This window comes from Devosia aquimaris, assembly GCF_020169335.1.
Classification (GTDB): domain Bacteria; phylum Pseudomonadota; class Alphaproteobacteria; order Rhizobiales; family Devosiaceae; genus Devosia; species Devosia aquimaris.
In genome coordinates, this window is the sequence record NZ_JAIEZN010000002.1 from 26,996 (window position 1) to 40,815 (window position 13,820).

The following is a 13,820-nucleotide window of genomic DNA, read 5'->3' on the forward strand; positions in this document are numbered from 1 at the left end:
TTGATGCCTATAGGCTGTGTACGCCGGGTCGCCCCCGACAGATTTGCGGTCGATCAAACTTTGTTGATGACGGCCTAGCTGCGGCCGATCCGATCGAGCGTGGCGAAGTCCTCATCGCTCAGCGTGATGGCAGCCGCGGCGACATTGTCTTCGAGGTGCTTGACCTTGCCGGTGCCCGGGATGGGCAGCATCACCGGGCTGCGCTTGAGCAGCCATGCCAGGGCGATCTGACTGGGGCTGGCATTGTGCTTTTCCGCAATAGCGCGGGCATCGGCGTGTCCCTGGACCAGCTCGCCACCGGCCAGTGGGAACCATGGGATGAAGCCGATGCCATTGGCCTGGCAATAGTCCAGCACATCCTCGCTCTGGCGATTGGCGAAATTGTAGAGATTCTGCACCGTGGCGACGGGGAAGTACTTCTGTGCTTCCTTGATGTCGGCGACGCTGACCTGGCTCAGGCCGGCATGGCGGATGAGGCCATCGGATTTGAACTGGGCAATGGCCTCGAACTGGGCGGTCCGGTCGGTCTGGCCATCGATCCGATGCAGCTGCCACAGATCGAGCACATCAAGCTTGAGCCGGCGCAGGCTGGTCATCACGCCCTGGCGCAGGAATTCCGGGCGCCCCACCTGGTGCCATTGATCCGGCCCGGTCCGGGTCAGCCCGCTCTTGGTGGCGACGATGGTGCCCTGGCCATAGGGCGCCAGAACCTCCCCGATCAGCTCTTCGCTGATATAGGGGCCATAGCTTTCCGCGGTGTCGATGAAATCGACATTGAGCTCCGGCAGGCGCCGCAGCACCGCCTTGGCACCTGCCATATCTTCCGGCGGACCCCAGATGCCCTTGCCGGTGATGCGCATGGCGCCAAAGCCCAGGCGATTGACCTTGAGGTCGCCACCAATGGCAAATTGGCCCGAAAGGGCTGCGTCAAGTTTGGTCATGCTGTGTCTCCGTAGGATTGCGCCGGATGTGGCGCGCGAAGGCGGTCGCCCGTGCCAGGCACAGGGCGGCTGGAGGGATCAGTTGTGCTCGTCGGGCAATGACGGCAGGGGGAGAAAATCAATGCCATCCTCGGCCAGCGCCACCACCTCGTCACGGGTGGCCTCGCCATAGATGCCGCGGGCGTCAGCTTCCTCGAAATGGATCTTGCGCGCCTCTTCGGCAAAGCGGTCCCCGACATAGTCGGCTTCGGCAATCACCTTGTCGCGATAGGCCTTGAGCAGCGCGCGCAACTGCGCCGGATCAGGCCGACCGGCACTCACCGCGACGCGATCCTGATCGGTGCGCGCCACGGCCGGGGCCATGGGCGCCTTGTCCACAGCGGCGTCACCGCACACCGCACAGGTCACAATGCCACGCGCCTTCTGGTCATCGAATGCCGCGGCATTCTTGAACCAGGCGTCGTAGTGATGTCCCTTCGAGCAGTGCAGTGCGTATTGGATCAAGGCAAGCGTCTCTATGGGCCCTGCGGCCCGTTCAGTCAGGATATAGGTCGATTGCTCAGCTGTGCAACGGCAGCGGTGGCGCAAAGCTGCGCGCATTGGCCAGCGCCGGGATGCGCTCGCGCACTTCCGTAACCAGGCCAGGATCGATCTCGGCGAGCAGCACGCCGGGCGCATCGTGATCAAGCTCGGCAATCACCCGCCCCCAAGGATCGATCACCAGCGAATGGCCATAGGTGGCGCGGCCGTTCTCATGCTGGCCACCCTGGGCAGCGGCAATGACATAGCTGCCCGTCTCGATGGCGCGGGCACGCAGCAGCACATGCCAATGCGCCTGGCCCGTCGGCACGGTAAAGGCCGCCGGCACGGCTATCAGCCCGGCCCCGGCGTTGGCCAGGGTATTGAACAGCGTCGGAAAACGCATGTCGTAGCAGATCGCCATGCCCAGCGTGACCGGGCCCAGCGCCGCCGTGGTGGCCTGCGTACCGCCCTGATAGGTCGCGCTTTCGCGATAGGCATTGAGACCGGCAATAGTGGCATCGAACAGGTGGATCTTGTCATAGCTCGCCACCACGGCGCCATCGGGCCCGAACAGCACCGAACGATTGGCAAAGCGCCCGTCGGGCAGCGGCACGGCGAGCGAACCGATGTGGATGAACATCTGGTACTGCCGGGCCAGCGCAGCGACGCGCGCCAGCTGCGGATGGTCCTTGTAGGGTGCAGCGACTTTGGCCAGCGCCTCGCGGTTCTCCGCAAAGGCCATGGTGACCTCCGGCGTCAGCACATAGGCGGCGCCCGCCGCTGCCGCCTCGGCCAGCATCGGCTCAAGCGCAGCCATATTGGCCTCCGGATCGGGGCCGGAGCGCATCTGGATCGCCGCAATTTTCATGTTTGGTTTCCCGGGATCGCGTCAGGCCTGCAGCAGCGGGTCGAGACCGCCACGCCGATCAAGCGCGGAAATATCGTCGTAACCGCCAATATGCGCGTCATCGATGAAGATCTGCGGCACGGTGCGGCGCCCGTTGGCCCGCTGCGTCATGGTTTCACGCAGGGCCGGGTCGAGAACGGTGATCTCGGTATAATCGGCCCCCTTGTCGGCCAGCAGCGCCTTGGCCGCGTGGCAATAGGGGCAGGTCGGCGTAGTGTAGATTTCGATGCGAGCCAATGCTCTTCTCCAAACGAACCTGTCGGTCCTGATTATATGGGCATGTCCGCGCCAATGACAACGCGGGCGAAGGTCACAACATCGACGTCCGCCACGCCGGCCCGGTGCAATGTGTGGGTCACCGCCTTGGTGGTGGCGCCGGTGGTATAGACGTCATCGACCAGCACGACACGCCGCCCGCGCGTACGCACCAGGGCATCGGGATGGGCGGCAAACGCCCCGGACACATTGCGCTGCCGACCGTCGCCGCTGAGACCCACCTGCTGGCGCGTGCGGCGGATACGCTTGACCAGGCTCGTATCGACATCAAGCCCGATAAAACGACCCAGCGCCAGCGCCAGTTCGGCTGACTGGTTGTAGCGCCGCTCGTGTTGCCGCGCCCGATGCAGTGGCACCGGCACCAGGAGCGGCCGGTCCTGCCACAGCTCATGCCCGGCCCCCGCCATCAACCTGGCGCAGAATACGGCCAGTTCGGGCCGGTCACCATATTTGAGGCGCGACACCAGCGTGCGGGCCACCTCGCCATAGACCACGGCCGCGCGCGCTCGGCCGAAGGGCGGCGGATCAGCCAATGCTTCGGCCGAAAGCATGTCGCCTCCCATATCGGCCGCGAACGGCAGGCCCAGCCGCGGGCAGAGTGGCGCCGTGATGGGCCGCAGCTCAGCAAAGCAGCCCGGACACAGCGTCTGCGCGGTCGCAATTGGCGCCGCGCAGACCAAGCAGACGGGCGGATAGACTATGTCCAGCAGGCCAAGCCTGGCCCGTCGCAGGCCCGTCACCAGACCGGCGGCCCAGTCCCCCGCTTTGACAAGCGCGCTGCGGCTCTCCATAAGCCAGCCATAGTGCCAGCTTTGCGTCTGGCCGCAAGACATTCCAGCCCGCACCAAGACAGCCATGACCCAGCCCGCTTCGATCTTCGACACCGCACAGATCGCCCGCAATCTGGCGCGCCGTCCCAAGGGCGGCGATTTTGTCACCGATCTGGTGCTGGCCGATCTCGAGGACCGTCTGGGCACGCTGATCCGCGAGTTTCCGCGCGCCGCCATTATCGGGCCCGATATCGAGCACCTGCCACGGACCGGTGCTACGGCCAGCCACAGCTTCGCCTATGAGCGCCATGCCGCCTTTGCCGGGGACGACGACGTGCCGGCACTGCAGGGCGACGCCTACAATCTCATCGTCTCGCTGCTGCACCTGCAGGCGGTCAATGACGTGCCCGGCTATCTGGCGCGGCTGCGGGCGCGGCTGGCGCCCGACGGCCTGCTGATGGTGGCCGCGCTTGGTGGCCAGACGCTGACCGAGCTGCGCGAGGCCTTTCTCGCGGCGGACGCTCTGGTGCTGGGTGGCGCGTCGGCCCGTGTCGCCCCCATGATCCAGGTGCGTGACGGCGGCGCCCTGTTGCAGCGCGCCGGCCTGGCCCTGCCGGTGGCCGATGTGGAAACCCACGTCGTGCGCTATCCCCAGCCCTTCGCGCTGATGGCCGAGATCAAGGCGCTGGGCGCCTCCAACCCGCTGGTCGACCGGCCCCGCCGACCGGCCACGCGCAGCCTGCTGGCTGCAGCGGCGACGGCCTATGCCGAGCGCGATGCGGACGCCGATGGGCGGGTGCGGGCCACGCTCGAGATCATCTGGCTCTCCGGCTGGGCGCCGCACGAAAGCCAGCAGAAGCCGCTCAAGCCCGGCAGCGCCACCACCCGCCTGGGCGATGTCCTGGGGAGAAGCTGATGGACGCGCTGGCGGGACACATCCTGATCGTTTCCGGCTCGCCCGGCTCTGGCAAGACCACCATTGCCGCCGCGCTGTCGCGCCTGCCCGGCTGCAAGAAGGTACACCTGCATTCCGACGATTTCTGGGGCTATATCGGCACCGGCCATATCGACCCCTGGCTGCCCGAATCCGATGCCCAGAACCGCATGATCATGCAGATCGCGGCCGAAGTGGCGGCCCTTTACGCCCGCAATGGCTACCTGGTGGCGCTTGATGGCGTCATCCGCCCCTGGGCGCTGGAATTCTACCAAGCCCTTGGCGTGCCGACACATTATCTGGTGCTGCGGACCAGCGTCACCGAAGCGGTCGCCCGCTGTCAGGCCCGCGGTGGCGATAGCCTCACCGATCCCGAGGTGGTGGCCGAACTGCATGCCCAGTTCGCCGATCTCGGCCCGCGGGAACGTCATGTTCTCGATGTCGGCGGGCTGGACCAGGCGGCAACGCTCGACGCCGTCGTGGCCGCCTTTGCCTCTGGCAACTATCGCCTCGACTAGCGATTCCAGTGGCGGAAGCCCGTGCCATTTGGCACCCTCTGATCGGCCATTTACAGGCTGTGCAAGGGGAGATGAGCATGGCGCAATGCAGGGTTATTCGGGGCGGCGTGGCCTTTCACGGCAAGCAGGGCATGGACTATTTCGCCGGAGTTTCGGCGCAAAGCGCTGATTCCACAGGCATTTGCATGCACATGCTGGTGCTGCCGCCGGGCGGCAAGGCCAAGCCGCATTACCATGAGCGCCACGAGACGGCGATCTTCCAGCTCGAGGGCTCGACGTCCTTCTACCATGGGCCGACCCTGGAGTTTCTCGACCATGTGGCCGAGGGCGACTATGTCTATATTCCCGCCGGCGTGCCGCACCAGCCGTTCAACCCGACCGACAAAGTGGCGCGGGCCTTGATTGCCCGAACCGACCCCAATGAGCAGGAAAGCGTGGTGCTGCTGCCTGAAAGCATGAGCCGGATCTAGCAGTCACACCCTGCCTGACAAAACCGGGCACTTCGGCAACATCTGACAACATGGCGTGCACCCGAACCGTGACACATGCGGGACATGCGAAAAGGGCCGGTGTTTCCACCGGCCCTCTTCAATGAGATGACGAAAGACTGCGCGATTACGCGGCAGCTTCCTCGTCCGTATCGGCAGCGTCGGCCTTGCTGCGCTTGGGCGACTTGGCCAGGTTCTTTTCGATCAGCTGTACAGCCTCGGTCAGGGTCAGCTTGTTGACCACACCGATCTCGCGGCTCATGCGATCCATGGCCTGTTCGAACAGCTGGCGTTCCGAATAGGACTGCTCAGGCTGATCGTCGGAGCGATAGAGATCGCGCACGACTTCGGAAATTGCGATCAGGTCGCCGGAGTTGATCTTGGCTTCATATTCCTGGGCGCGGCGCGACCACATGGTGCGCTTGACGCGGGCGCGACCGGTGACGGTGGTCAGCGCCTGGGCGACCATATCTTCCTCGGCCAGCTTGCGCATGCCGACGGATTTGATCTTGGCCACGGGAACGCGAAGGGTCAGCTTGTCCTGCTCGAAGCTGATGACGAACAACTCAAGGGTCAGGCCGGCGACTTCTTGTTCCTCGATCGAGACAATCACGCCGACGCCATGCGCCGGATACACGACATACTCGCCCGTCTTGAATCCAAGTCGCTGCTGTGACTTCTTGGCTACCATATTCATGGAACTCCTTGTTGACGCCCCAAATGGACAGTTCCTGGCGGAACGGACCGTCCATCCCTACTATTCTTTCGGCGATCCGACGGATCGTCGCGCGCAGCAATAACCCCACGGGCTACCGGGTCCGCTTTTCCCGGAGCTCATGCATCCATTGATGTTGTCAAAAAAATCGTGCCTGACGGCACGGGCTGGGTGACGGGCTAATCTGCATACCCGGAGAGGTATAGCACAAAAATTCAGCAAAATCAAAAGTTACGAATCACCGCGCGCCGAGGCGCCGATTCAATGTGACGATCCTGTGGCTGACCCCATCACGGATCATTCCGCCAGGGCAAACTCCAGCAGCAGGCTGCGCTGCCAATCGTTGAAATTATTGTCTGACCCGATGAGGATACGCGTCTCGCCATCGGGCGCGGCATGCACCGTCAGGGACTCCATATTGTCGATGGCGCCGCCATCGGCAGACATCAGGATCGCCCCTGACAGCAGATTGCCCGGACGGACCTGATCGGCCGGCACGCGCCTGAGCGCCATGGAGAACCCAAGCACCGACAGCCCCCGCTCCAGCACCAGCAGGTCGCCATCGGGCAGAAAGGCGCAGTCGGTGGGATAGGTGCCCGGATGAGCCTTGTAGCTGAAGGCGCCCTTGTCGGCTTGGCCCAGCATCCAGCCCCGATGGTTGCCATCGGCATCGGGCGCATCCTCGGTGATCAGAATGGTCGAGCCGGCCACCGGCGACGCCGGCGGCGCGATGCACACCGACTCCAGCGACTGGTTGGTGCGCAGATTGCTCAGCCACTCCGGCAAGGACACCTCGCGCGCCGCCCCGCCCGGCCGGGCATCGTCCAGGCTAAAATCGGCCACCCGCGTCAGATGCTCAAAGCTGACGCGCACGGCATAGGGCTGGCCATCGCGATAGATGGTGTCGAGGCTCTCGGCATCGCGCGCATATTGGCGCGGCAGCGGCGCCCCCTTGGAATTGAGGATCGGCTCGACTGTCACGCCGATCAGGCCGAGCAGGCGTCCGCTATCGTCATAGGACAATCGGCCCGAGACGAAACTGCCGCGATCGGTGACAAAAGCCAGCTGCTGGCTGGGGCCGGTGACAGCGACACCCGAGAGCCCCCCGAAACGGTCATCGGAAGCGCTCATGGCGATGCCGCCCCGAAACACCAGGCCACCCACGGGCTGGTCGAGCGTCGCCCCCATGAAGCTGGCGACCTGGACAGACGTGACAGCCAGTTCGTCGCCCTGCACCATGCTGCTGGCCGCAAGCAGGGCAAGGGCGACTCCAGCGCCGCGGATCATCCGCGACCGCGCCGACGCGTCTGGGCAGGCATTTCTTCGTCGAACAGTGCCGCCAGTTCGTCGGTGAGCGCACCGGCCAGTTCCTCGGCATCGAGCAGGGTCACTGCGCGACGGTAGTAGCGCGTCACGTCATGGCCAATGCCCACCGCCACCAGCTGGATGGGCGAGCGGGTCTCGATATCCTCGATCACCTGGCGCAGATGGGCTTCCAGGTAATTGCCGGCATTGACCGACTGCGTGCTGTCATCGACCGGCGCGCCATCGGAAATCACCATCAGGATGCGCCGGGCTTCGGGCCGCGCCATCAGGCGCTTGCGCGCCCATTCGAGTGCCTCACCGTCGATGTTTTCCTTGAGCAGGCCTTCGCGCATCATCAGGCCCAGGTTGCGGCGCGCATGGCGCCAGGGTTCCTCGGCGGCCTTGTAGATGATGTGGCGCACGTCATTGACGCGGCCGGGGCTGGCCGGACGCCCGGCTTCGAGCCAGGCCTCGCGGCTCTTGCCGCCCTTCCACGCCCTTGTGGTGAAGCCCAGGATCTCGACCTTGACGCCGCAACGCTCCAGCGTGCGGGCAAGGATGTCGCCGCAGATCGCGGCAATGGTGATCGGCCGGCCGCGCATGGAGCCGGAATTGTCGATCAGCAGCGTCACCACGGTATCGCGGAAGTCGGTGTCGTTCTCGACCTTGAAGCTCAGCGCCTGCATCGGATCGGTGACCACGCGGGTGAGGCGCGCCGTATCGAGCAGGCCTTCCTCGAGGTCGAACTGCCAGGATCGGTTCTGCTTGGCCATCAGGCGGCGCTGCAGCTTGTTGGCCAGCCGCGCCACGGCGCCGGCGAGGTTTTCCAGCTGCTTGTCCAGCAGCGAGCGGAGCTGGTCCAGCTCGTCGGGCGGGCATAGCTCGGACGCCTTGACGATTTCGTCGAACTTTGTGGTGAACACCTTGTAGTTGAACTGGTTGGACAGCTGGTTGCCGCCATCCTTGGCCGGCGGCGGCATGGGCGCGTCTTCACCGGCATCGGTGGCCGCGTCCTCATCCGAATCGGCCATTTCCGACTCGATGCCGTCGACATCGCCAGTCTCTTCGCTGTCGCCAGCGCTTTCGTCGGTCTGGCTGTCCTGGCTCTCGTTCTCGCCTTCGCCCTGCTCGGGCGCCTGGTCGGAACTGTCGCCGCTGTCGGGTTCCTGATCCTGGTCCTCACCGTTCTCGGCGTCGTCCGGATCGCTCATCTCGCTTTCGGGGACGAGATTGAGGTCGCGCAGCAGCGCCTTGGCCGCCTTGCTGAACTCGTCCTGATCCTCATAGCGGGTCAGCAGCTCGTCGAGCGACTTGCCGCCCTTGTCTTCGATTTCCTTGCGCCAGAGATCGACCAGTGCATGGCCCGAGGGCGGCACCGCCACACCGGCCAGCTTCTCGCGCAGCAGCAGGCCCAGCGCCTCGGCAATGGGCGCATCGCCCTTGTCGTCGACCTCGGCATAATTGGCACGGAACAGCCGGTCTTCCAGCATTTCGGCGATATTGCCGACCATGCCGGGCATGCGCACGCAGCCCAGGGCCTCGACACGCGCCTGCTCGAGCGCGTCAAAGGCCGCGCGGGCCACAGGGTCCATCGGCGCACGCTTGCGATGGGCTTCCGGATCGTGGCTGGCCAGGCGCATGGCCATGGCATCGCCCTGCCCGCGGGCAATGGCAATGTCGCGCCGGGTCGGCAGGCGCGGCAGATTGGCCAGCCGCGCCTTGTCGGAGGTCAGCAGTGGACGATCGGCCGTGAAGCTGACCTCAAGGTCTGCCTTGCCACCAATGGCGCGCACCGTGGCACCCATGGCGGATTTGAACACCTGGGTCTGGTCGGGCTTGTTGGCTTTGCTGCGCGGGGGAGTGGCCATGGAAATGTCCGATCAGGCAGAGGCAGGCGCGCTCAGATGCGCCGAAAACAAAAGAAACATGGGCTGATAGCGCTCTTTTTCCCACTCGGGATGCTGGGCGATATCGGCGTCGGTTGCGGCCCATTCCTCGACGTGGTCGAGAACAAAGCCGGCGGCAATCAGGCTGTTGATCGTGGTCGAGATCAGCCGGTGGTGCTTGACCACGCCATCGGCGATCCAATTGGTGAGCCGTTCGCCCTCGCGCAGATAGTCAAGGACGGCGCCCACCATGCGGCCTTCGGCGTCAGTGACGAAATCGGGCGTGGCCCGTGCCGCGAACACCGGATGTTCCATGGAGAACACCAGCGAACCACCCGGCACCAGTGCCGCGCGGACGCGCGCGCAAAAACTGTCGAAATCGGCGAGGTAATGCACGGCCAGCGAGCTGAACACCAGATCATAGGCGCCATCGCCCAGCGCTGCGGTTTCCAGATCTGCCCGGGCAAAACGCACCGGCAGGTCGGCACAATTGCGCCGCGCGACGTCCAGCATGTTTTCGGAGAGATCGAGACCCACCACCTCGGCCGCACCGGCCTTGGCGGCCCATTGCGCGAAATAGCCGAAGCCGCACCCCAGATCGAGCACCCGCAGACCGCTCAGCGGCGGCAGCATGGCCCGCAGCGACGGCCATTCGGCGGCACCGGCCAGCCCCTCGCGCGAGCGGGGGAACTGGCTGTAGCCGTCGAAAAACTGCGCGTCGTCATAGATATTCTGGGCCACGAGGCACCATCCGAAACCTTAGGCGGTCACCGCCAGATTGGCCGAGCTCTCCGGCAGATCTTCGCCAAACACGCGCTGGTAGAACTCGGCCACCACGGGGCGCTCAAGCTCGTCGCATTTGTTCAGGAAGGTCAGGCGGAAGGCAAAGCCGACATCGCCACCGAAAATGGTGGCATTCTCGGCCCAGGTGATCACGGCGCGCGGGCTCATCACGGTGCTCAGGTCGCCATTGATGAAGGCCGAACGGGTCAGATCGGCCAGGCGCACCATATTGGCGACCAGCTTCTTGCCCTTTTCGGTGGCGGCATAGTCCTTGTTCTTGGCCAGGACGATGCCGACTTCCTTGTCATGGGGCAGATAGTTCAGCGTCGTCACCAGGCTCCAGCGGTCCATCTGGCCCTGGTTGATCTGCTGGGTGCCGTGATAGAGGCCCGAGGTATCGCCGAGGCCAATGGTGTTGGTGGTGGCGAACAGGCGGAAGGCCGGGTGGGGCACGATGACGCGGTTCTGGTCGAGCAGGGTCAGCCGGCCGGCGACTTCGAGCACGCGCTGGATCACGAACATCACGTCCGGACGACCGGCGTCATATTCGTCGAACACCAGGGCAACATTGTTCTGCACGGCCCAGGGCAGGATACCGTCGCGGAATTCGGTGATCTGCTTGCCGTCCTTGAGGACGATCGCGTCCTTGCCGACCAGATCGATACGGCTGACATGGCTGTCCAGGTTCACACGAACCAGCGGCCAGTTCAGGCGCGCCGCAACCTGCTCGATATGGGTCGATTTGCCCGTGCCGTGATAGCCCTGCACCATGACGCGGCGGTTGAAGGCAAAGCCGGCCAGGATAGCCAGGGTCGTGTTGCGATCGAACAGATAGTCCGGATCGACCGGCGGCACATGGCTATTGGCTTCCTTATAACCCATCACCTTCATGTCGGTGTCGATGCCGAACAGCTCCCGAGCCGAATATTCGGTGTCGGGCAGATTGGTGTATTCAGTCATGGTAAAGCTCTTGGCGAAAAATCGAGGCAGGAAGGGCAGAAAGCTCGGCGGGTCTATAGCAGCATTGTGACGGCGGGGGTAGTCTCCCGCCGGCATGGCTAGGTGCCGATAAAACCCATCTTCTTGAGGTGGCTATAGGCGGCAATGATGGTGCGCAGGCGCTCTTCGGACGATTTGTCGCCGCCGTTGGCATCGGGATGGTGGATCTTGACCAGGGTCTTGTAGGCCCGCTTGATCTCTTCGGACTTGGCCGGGCCGATGATGCCCAGGGTTTCGAGCGCACGACGGTCGTTTTCGTTGAGCGGCTTGACCCGTTCGGCCGCCGGTTTCTGAGCCTGGCGGTGGCGATATTTGGCGAACACGCCGAACGGATCGCCATATTTGTCGCCCGGACGCAAGTTGGCCGTCGACCGGGCCCGCACGCCCGGATTGCCGGTGGCAAAGCTGGAACGGCTTTCCGGACGCGGCGGCTGGGTCAGCGCCTCGTTCAGCTCGTCCTTTTCCATGCCGTCAAAGAAGTTGAAGGCCGTGTTGTAGTGGCGGACATGTTCCAGGCAGAAATGGTGATACTGCCCTTCGCTGCGGTTGCCCTTGGGGGCCTTGTATTCACCTGCGGCCTCGCAGCCCTCCCAGTCGCAGACATGCTCGATGGGCGCGGGTTTTTCTTCCCGCCGGGGCCGGATGCGAATGGTATCGAAAAGCTTGGATTGCGGTTTCATTGCGCCTAGTTGTTTGCTTCACGTCATTCAGAAAGGGGCAGCACGCTTGTCCATCAAAGACACCATTACCGCCAAGCTCTCGAGCAGGTTTGACCCCGCTTTCCTCGATGTGGTCGACGAATCGCAGCTCCATCACGGCCATGCCGGATGGCGAGAGGGTGGAGAGACCCACTTCCGCGTCAGAATCGCGACCAGCCATTTTGACGGCCTCAGCCGCGTCGCGCAACACCGCGCCGTCATGGATACCCTGCGCGCAGAGCTGGACGACAGGGTCCATGCGCTGGCCATCGAAGTGCTGCCCAGCGCCGGACCTGATGCTGTATCAGACAGACCCTAGCCGCGCATAGCGTCCAGAAACGCCGAAACTTTGGCGGGCTCAACATCGCGGGCGATATAGGCCTGGCCGATGCCCCGCGTCAGGATGAAGGTCAGCGCGCCGCGGCTGACCTTCTTGTCCTGCGCAATGGCCGCCATCAGCGCCTCGGTCGAGCCCAGCGTGCCCGGAATATCCCCCAATGTGGTGGGCAGGCCCGATTTTTTCAAATGCGCCACGATGCGGCCGGTATCCTGGCTGGGCGCCAGGCCCAGCTGCGCCGAAAAGCCATGCGCCAGCACCATGCCGATGGCCACGCCCTCGCCATGCAGCAGGCGATCGGAATAGCCGGTGTCTTTCTCGAGCGCGTGGCCGAAGGTGTGCCCAAGGTTGAGCAGCGCGCGCACGCCCTGCTCGGTCTCGTCTTCGATCACCACCCGCGCCTTGTGGGCACAGCAGCGGGCAATGGCCTCGCCGCGCGCCGGGCCGCCGGCAAAGATCTCGGCCTGGTGCTCTTCGAGCCAGAAGAAGAACTCCTCGTCGTCGATCAGCCCATATTTGACCACCTCGGCATAGCCGGCGGCGAACTGGCGCGGCGGCAGCGTATCGAGGGTGGAGAGATCGGCCAGCACCAGTTTTGGCTGGTGGAAGGCGCCGATGAGATTTTTGCCATGCGGGGAATTGATCCCCGTCTTGCCGCCCACCGAACTATCGACCTGCGCCAGGAGCGAGGTGGGCATCTGCACAAAGCCCATGCCGCGCCGCACGATGGAGGCGGCAAAGCCGGCCAGATCGCCGATCACCCCGCCACCGAGCGCGATCACCAGGTCTCCGCGTTCGAGCCGCGCAGCCAACAGGCCCTCGACAGCCTGCCCCAGATGGTCCCAGGACTTGGTCGATTCGCCGGCCGGCAGCACGATCTGGCTGTGCTCAAGCCCGGCGGCACCGAGCGACGCCACAAGGCGCGGCAATTGCGCCTGGGCCACCGTCTCGTCTGTGATGATGCCATAGCGCCGCCCGGGGAAGCGTTCGGCAAGGATCGCCCCGGCATCGTCGAGCAGGCGATCCCCGATCAGGATGTCATAGGCCCGCTCGCCAAGGGCGACATGGACCGTGTGGGCAATCTCGGCCATCAGGGCACCTGCACGTTGAAATGAGCCAGCAGCGCATCCACCACATCGGTCGCCACCGCCTCCTGCGGCACGTCGCGACTGACCACGGTGACATCGGCCTCGGCATAGATGGGATAGCGATCCTCGATCAGCTTGCGCAGTGTCTCGCGCGGATTGGCCGTCTTGAGCAGCGGGCGGTTGGACCGGCGCGAGACGCGCTCGAACAGAATGTCGATCTCGGCCTTGAGCCAGACCGACACGCCCTCGGCCTTGATCAGCGCCCGCGTCTCGAGATTGACGAAGGCCCCGCCGCCGGTGGCCAGAACCACGCCGGGTTGCTTGAGCACACGGGCAATGACGCGGGTTTCCCCGGCGCGGAACTCGGGCTCGCCACGCTGCTCGAAAATCTCCGGAATGGTCATCTGCGCGGCCTTCTCGATCTCTTCGTCGCTATCGAGAAACTTCCGGTTGAGGCGGGCGGCAAGGCGCCGGCCCACCGTGGTCTTGCCAGCACCCATCATGCCCACCAGCACCAGTGGACGCTCGCCAAGCGCCGCGCTCAGCGCCTCCGCGCGGGCCTGCCGCAATGCCGGGTCGGGTCGGGTCAAGAACACTCTCCAGATGGTGCCGCTATCAACCTGCCCCGGCGCGCGCTGTCAAGAACCCTCAAA

17 protein-coding genes and 1 pseudogene are annotated in these 13,820 nt (G+C 64.6%); 4 read left to right on the forward strand and 14 right to left on the reverse strand.

What is annotated here, in order from left to right; all coding sequences use genetic code 11:
- Positions 1-74: 74 nt before the first annotated feature.
- The 6 genes and pseudogenes from K1177_RS12880 to K1177_RS12905 form a co-directional block, all read right to left on the reverse strand.
- Positions 75-941, reverse strand: a complete 867-nt coding sequence (locus K1177_RS12880) for an aldo/keto reductase (protein WP_224703776.1) — start codon at positions 939-941, stop codon at positions 75-77.
- A gap of 78 nt (positions 942-1,019) precedes the next feature.
- The gene (locus K1177_RS12885; protein WP_224703777.1) at positions 1,020-1,445 is read right to left on the reverse strand and encodes a DUF1178 family protein; all 426 of its coding nucleotides are present in this window, start codon (positions 1,443-1,445) and stop codon (positions 1,020-1,022) included.
- Positions 1,446-1,500: 55 nt separating this feature from the next.
- Positions 1,501-2,331, reverse strand: coding sequence for a carbon-nitrogen hydrolase family protein (locus K1177_RS12890; protein WP_224703778.1), 831 nt, complete (start codon positions 2,329-2,331; stop codon positions 1,501-1,503).
- A 21-nt stretch (positions 2,332-2,352) separates the two neighbouring features.
- A complete protein-coding gene (grxC, locus tag K1177_RS12895; RefSeq protein WP_137150801.1) occupies positions 2,353-2,607 on the reverse strand; it encodes a glutaredoxin 3 in 255 nt (84 codons plus the stop codon).
- A 32-nt stretch (positions 2,608-2,639) separates the two neighbouring features.
- Positions 2,640-3,197 (reverse strand): ComF family protein, encoded by a 558-nt coding sequence (locus K1177_RS12900; RefSeq protein WP_224705789.1) that lies wholly within the window; start codon positions 3,195-3,197, stop codon positions 2,640-2,642.
- A gap of 24 nt (positions 3,198-3,221) precedes the next feature.
- Positions 3,222-3,503, reverse strand: a pseudogene (locus tag K1177_RS12905) (double zinc ribbon domain-containing protein); the annotation flags it as partial.
- Between K1177_RS12905 and K1177_RS12910 the strand changes: the two are divergent.
- The 3 genes from K1177_RS12910 to K1177_RS12920 all read left to right on the forward strand — a co-directional run bounded on the left by K1177_RS12910 (position 3,502) and on the right by K1177_RS12920 (position 5,338).
- On the forward strand, positions 3,502-4,332 hold the full coding sequence (locus tag K1177_RS12910; RefSeq protein WP_224703779.1) for an SAM-dependent methyltransferase: 831 nt from the start codon (positions 3,502-3,504) through the stop codon (positions 4,330-4,332). The pseudogene K1177_RS12905 and the gene K1177_RS12910 overlap by 2 nt on opposite strands.
- On the forward strand, positions 4,332-4,868 hold the full coding sequence (locus tag K1177_RS12915) for an AAA family ATPase (protein WP_224703780.1): 537 nt from the start codon (positions 4,332-4,334) through the stop codon (positions 4,866-4,868). Before K1177_RS12910 ends, K1177_RS12915 begins: the two co-directional genes overlap by 1 nt.
- A gap of 71 nt (positions 4,869-4,939) precedes the next feature.
- Positions 4,940-5,338 (forward strand): cupin domain-containing protein, encoded by a 399-nt coding sequence (locus K1177_RS12920; RefSeq protein ID WP_224703781.1) that lies wholly within the window; start codon positions 4,940-4,942, stop codon positions 5,336-5,338.
- A gap of 145 nt (positions 5,339-5,483) precedes the next feature.
- Here the strand turns inward: K1177_RS12920 and K1177_RS12925 are convergent, their stop codons facing one another.
- The 6 genes from K1177_RS12925 to K1177_RS12950 form a co-directional block, all read right to left on the reverse strand.
- Complete coding sequence (locus K1177_RS12925; protein ID WP_396120210.1) at positions 5,484-6,053, reverse strand: CarD family transcriptional regulator; 570 nt, start codon at positions 6,051-6,053, stop codon at positions 5,484-5,486.
- Positions 6,054-6,368: 315 nt separating this feature from the next.
- Positions 6,369-7,358, reverse strand: coding sequence for an esterase-like activity of phytase family protein (locus K1177_RS12930; protein WP_224703783.1), 990 nt, complete (start codon positions 7,356-7,358; stop codon positions 6,369-6,371).
- Positions 7,355-9,244: a cobaltochelatase subunit CobT gene (cobT, locus tag K1177_RS12935; protein ID WP_224703784.1), complete on the reverse strand. Its 1,890-nt coding sequence runs from the start codon at positions 9,242-9,244 to the stop codon at positions 7,355-7,357. The genes K1177_RS12930 and cobT overlap by 4 nt, the downstream gene beginning before the upstream one ends.
- Before the next feature lie 12 nt (positions 9,245-9,256).
- On the reverse strand, positions 9,257-10,003 hold the full coding sequence (locus tag K1177_RS12940) for a class I SAM-dependent methyltransferase (protein WP_224703785.1): 747 nt from the start codon (positions 10,001-10,003) through the stop codon (positions 9,257-9,259).
- 18 nt (positions 10,004-10,021) lie between these two features.
- The gene (gene cobS, locus K1177_RS12945) at positions 10,022-11,005 is read right to left on the reverse strand and encodes a cobaltochelatase subunit CobS (protein ID WP_224703786.1); all 984 of its coding nucleotides are present in this window, start codon (positions 11,003-11,005) and stop codon (positions 10,022-10,024) included.
- Between the two features lie 98 nt (positions 11,006-11,103).
- Positions 11,104-11,724: a J domain-containing protein gene (locus tag K1177_RS12950; RefSeq protein ID WP_224703787.1), complete on the reverse strand. Its 621-nt coding sequence runs from the start codon at positions 11,722-11,724 to the stop codon at positions 11,104-11,106.
- 46 nt (positions 11,725-11,770) lie between these two features.
- Here K1177_RS12950 and K1177_RS12955 point away from each other — a divergent pair, with 46 nt between their 5' ends.
- Positions 11,771-12,061 carry a BolA family protein gene (locus K1177_RS12955; protein WP_224703788.1) on the forward strand — a complete coding sequence of 97 codons (291 nt, stop codon included), beginning with the start codon at positions 11,771-11,773 and terminating at the stop codon, positions 12,059-12,061.
- On the opposite strand, the gene aroB is transcribed toward K1177_RS12955, so the two are convergent.
- Together aroB and K1177_RS12965 are read right to left on the reverse strand one after the other, a co-directional pair.
- Positions 12,058-13,170, reverse strand: a complete 1,113-nt coding sequence (gene aroB / locus K1177_RS12960; RefSeq protein WP_224703789.1) for a 3-dehydroquinate synthase — start codon at positions 13,168-13,170, stop codon at positions 12,058-12,060. The two genes, K1177_RS12955 and aroB, sit on opposite strands and share 4 nt — an antisense overlap.
- Complete coding sequence (locus tag K1177_RS12965) at positions 13,170-13,757, reverse strand: shikimate kinase (protein WP_224703790.1); 588 nt, start codon at positions 13,755-13,757, stop codon at positions 13,170-13,172. Before K1177_RS12965 ends, aroB begins: the two co-directional genes overlap by 1 nt.
- Between the last annotated feature and the right edge of the window lie 63 nt (positions 13,758-13,820).

Bases quoted from the DNA above. Each gene is read 5' to 3' on its own strand.
- K1177_RS12915 (WP_224703780.1), top strand. From the start codon at position 4,332: ATGGACGCGCTGGCGGGACACATCCTGATCGTTTCCGGCTCGCCCGGC.
- K1177_RS12900 (WP_224705789.1), bottom strand. From the start codon at position 3,197: ATGCTTTCGGCCGAAGCATTGGCTGATCCGCCGCCCTTCGGCCGAGCG.
- cobS (WP_224703786.1), bottom strand. From the start codon at position 11,005: ATGACTGAATACACCAATCTGCCCGACACCGAATATTCGGCTCGGGAG.
- K1177_RS12930 (WP_224703783.1), bottom strand. From the start codon at position 7,358: ATGATCCGCGGCGCTGGAGTCGCCCTTGCCCTGCTTGCGGCCAGCAGC.
- K1177_RS12890 (WP_224703778.1), bottom strand. From the start codon at position 2,331: ATGAAAATTGCGGCGATCCAGATGCGCTCCGGCCCCGATCCGGAGGCC.
- cobT (WP_224703784.1), bottom strand. From the start codon at position 9,244: ATGGCCACTCCCCCGCGCAGCAAAGCCAACAAGCCCGACCAGACCCAG.
- K1177_RS12950 (WP_224703787.1), bottom strand. From the start codon at position 11,724: ATGAAACCGCAATCCAAGCTTTTCGATACCATTCGCATCCGGCCCCGG.
- K1177_RS12880 (WP_224703776.1), bottom strand. From the start codon at position 941: ATGACCAAACTTGACGCAGCCCTTTCGGGCCAATTTGCCATTGGTGGC.
- aroB (WP_224703789.1), bottom strand. From the start codon at position 13,170: ATGGCCGAGATTGCCCACACGGTCCATGTCGCCCTTGGCGAGCGGGCC.
- K1177_RS12920 (WP_224703781.1), top strand. From the start codon at position 4,940: ATGAGCATGGCGCAATGCAGGGTTATTCGGGGCGGCGTGGCCTTTCAC.
- K1177_RS12925 (WP_396120210.1), bottom strand. From the start codon at position 6,053: ATGAATATGGTAGCCAAGAAGTCACAGCAGCGACTTGGATTCAAGACG.
- K1177_RS12910 (WP_224703779.1), top strand. From the start codon at position 3,502: ATGACCCAGCCCGCTTCGATCTTCGACACCGCACAGATCGCCCGCAAT.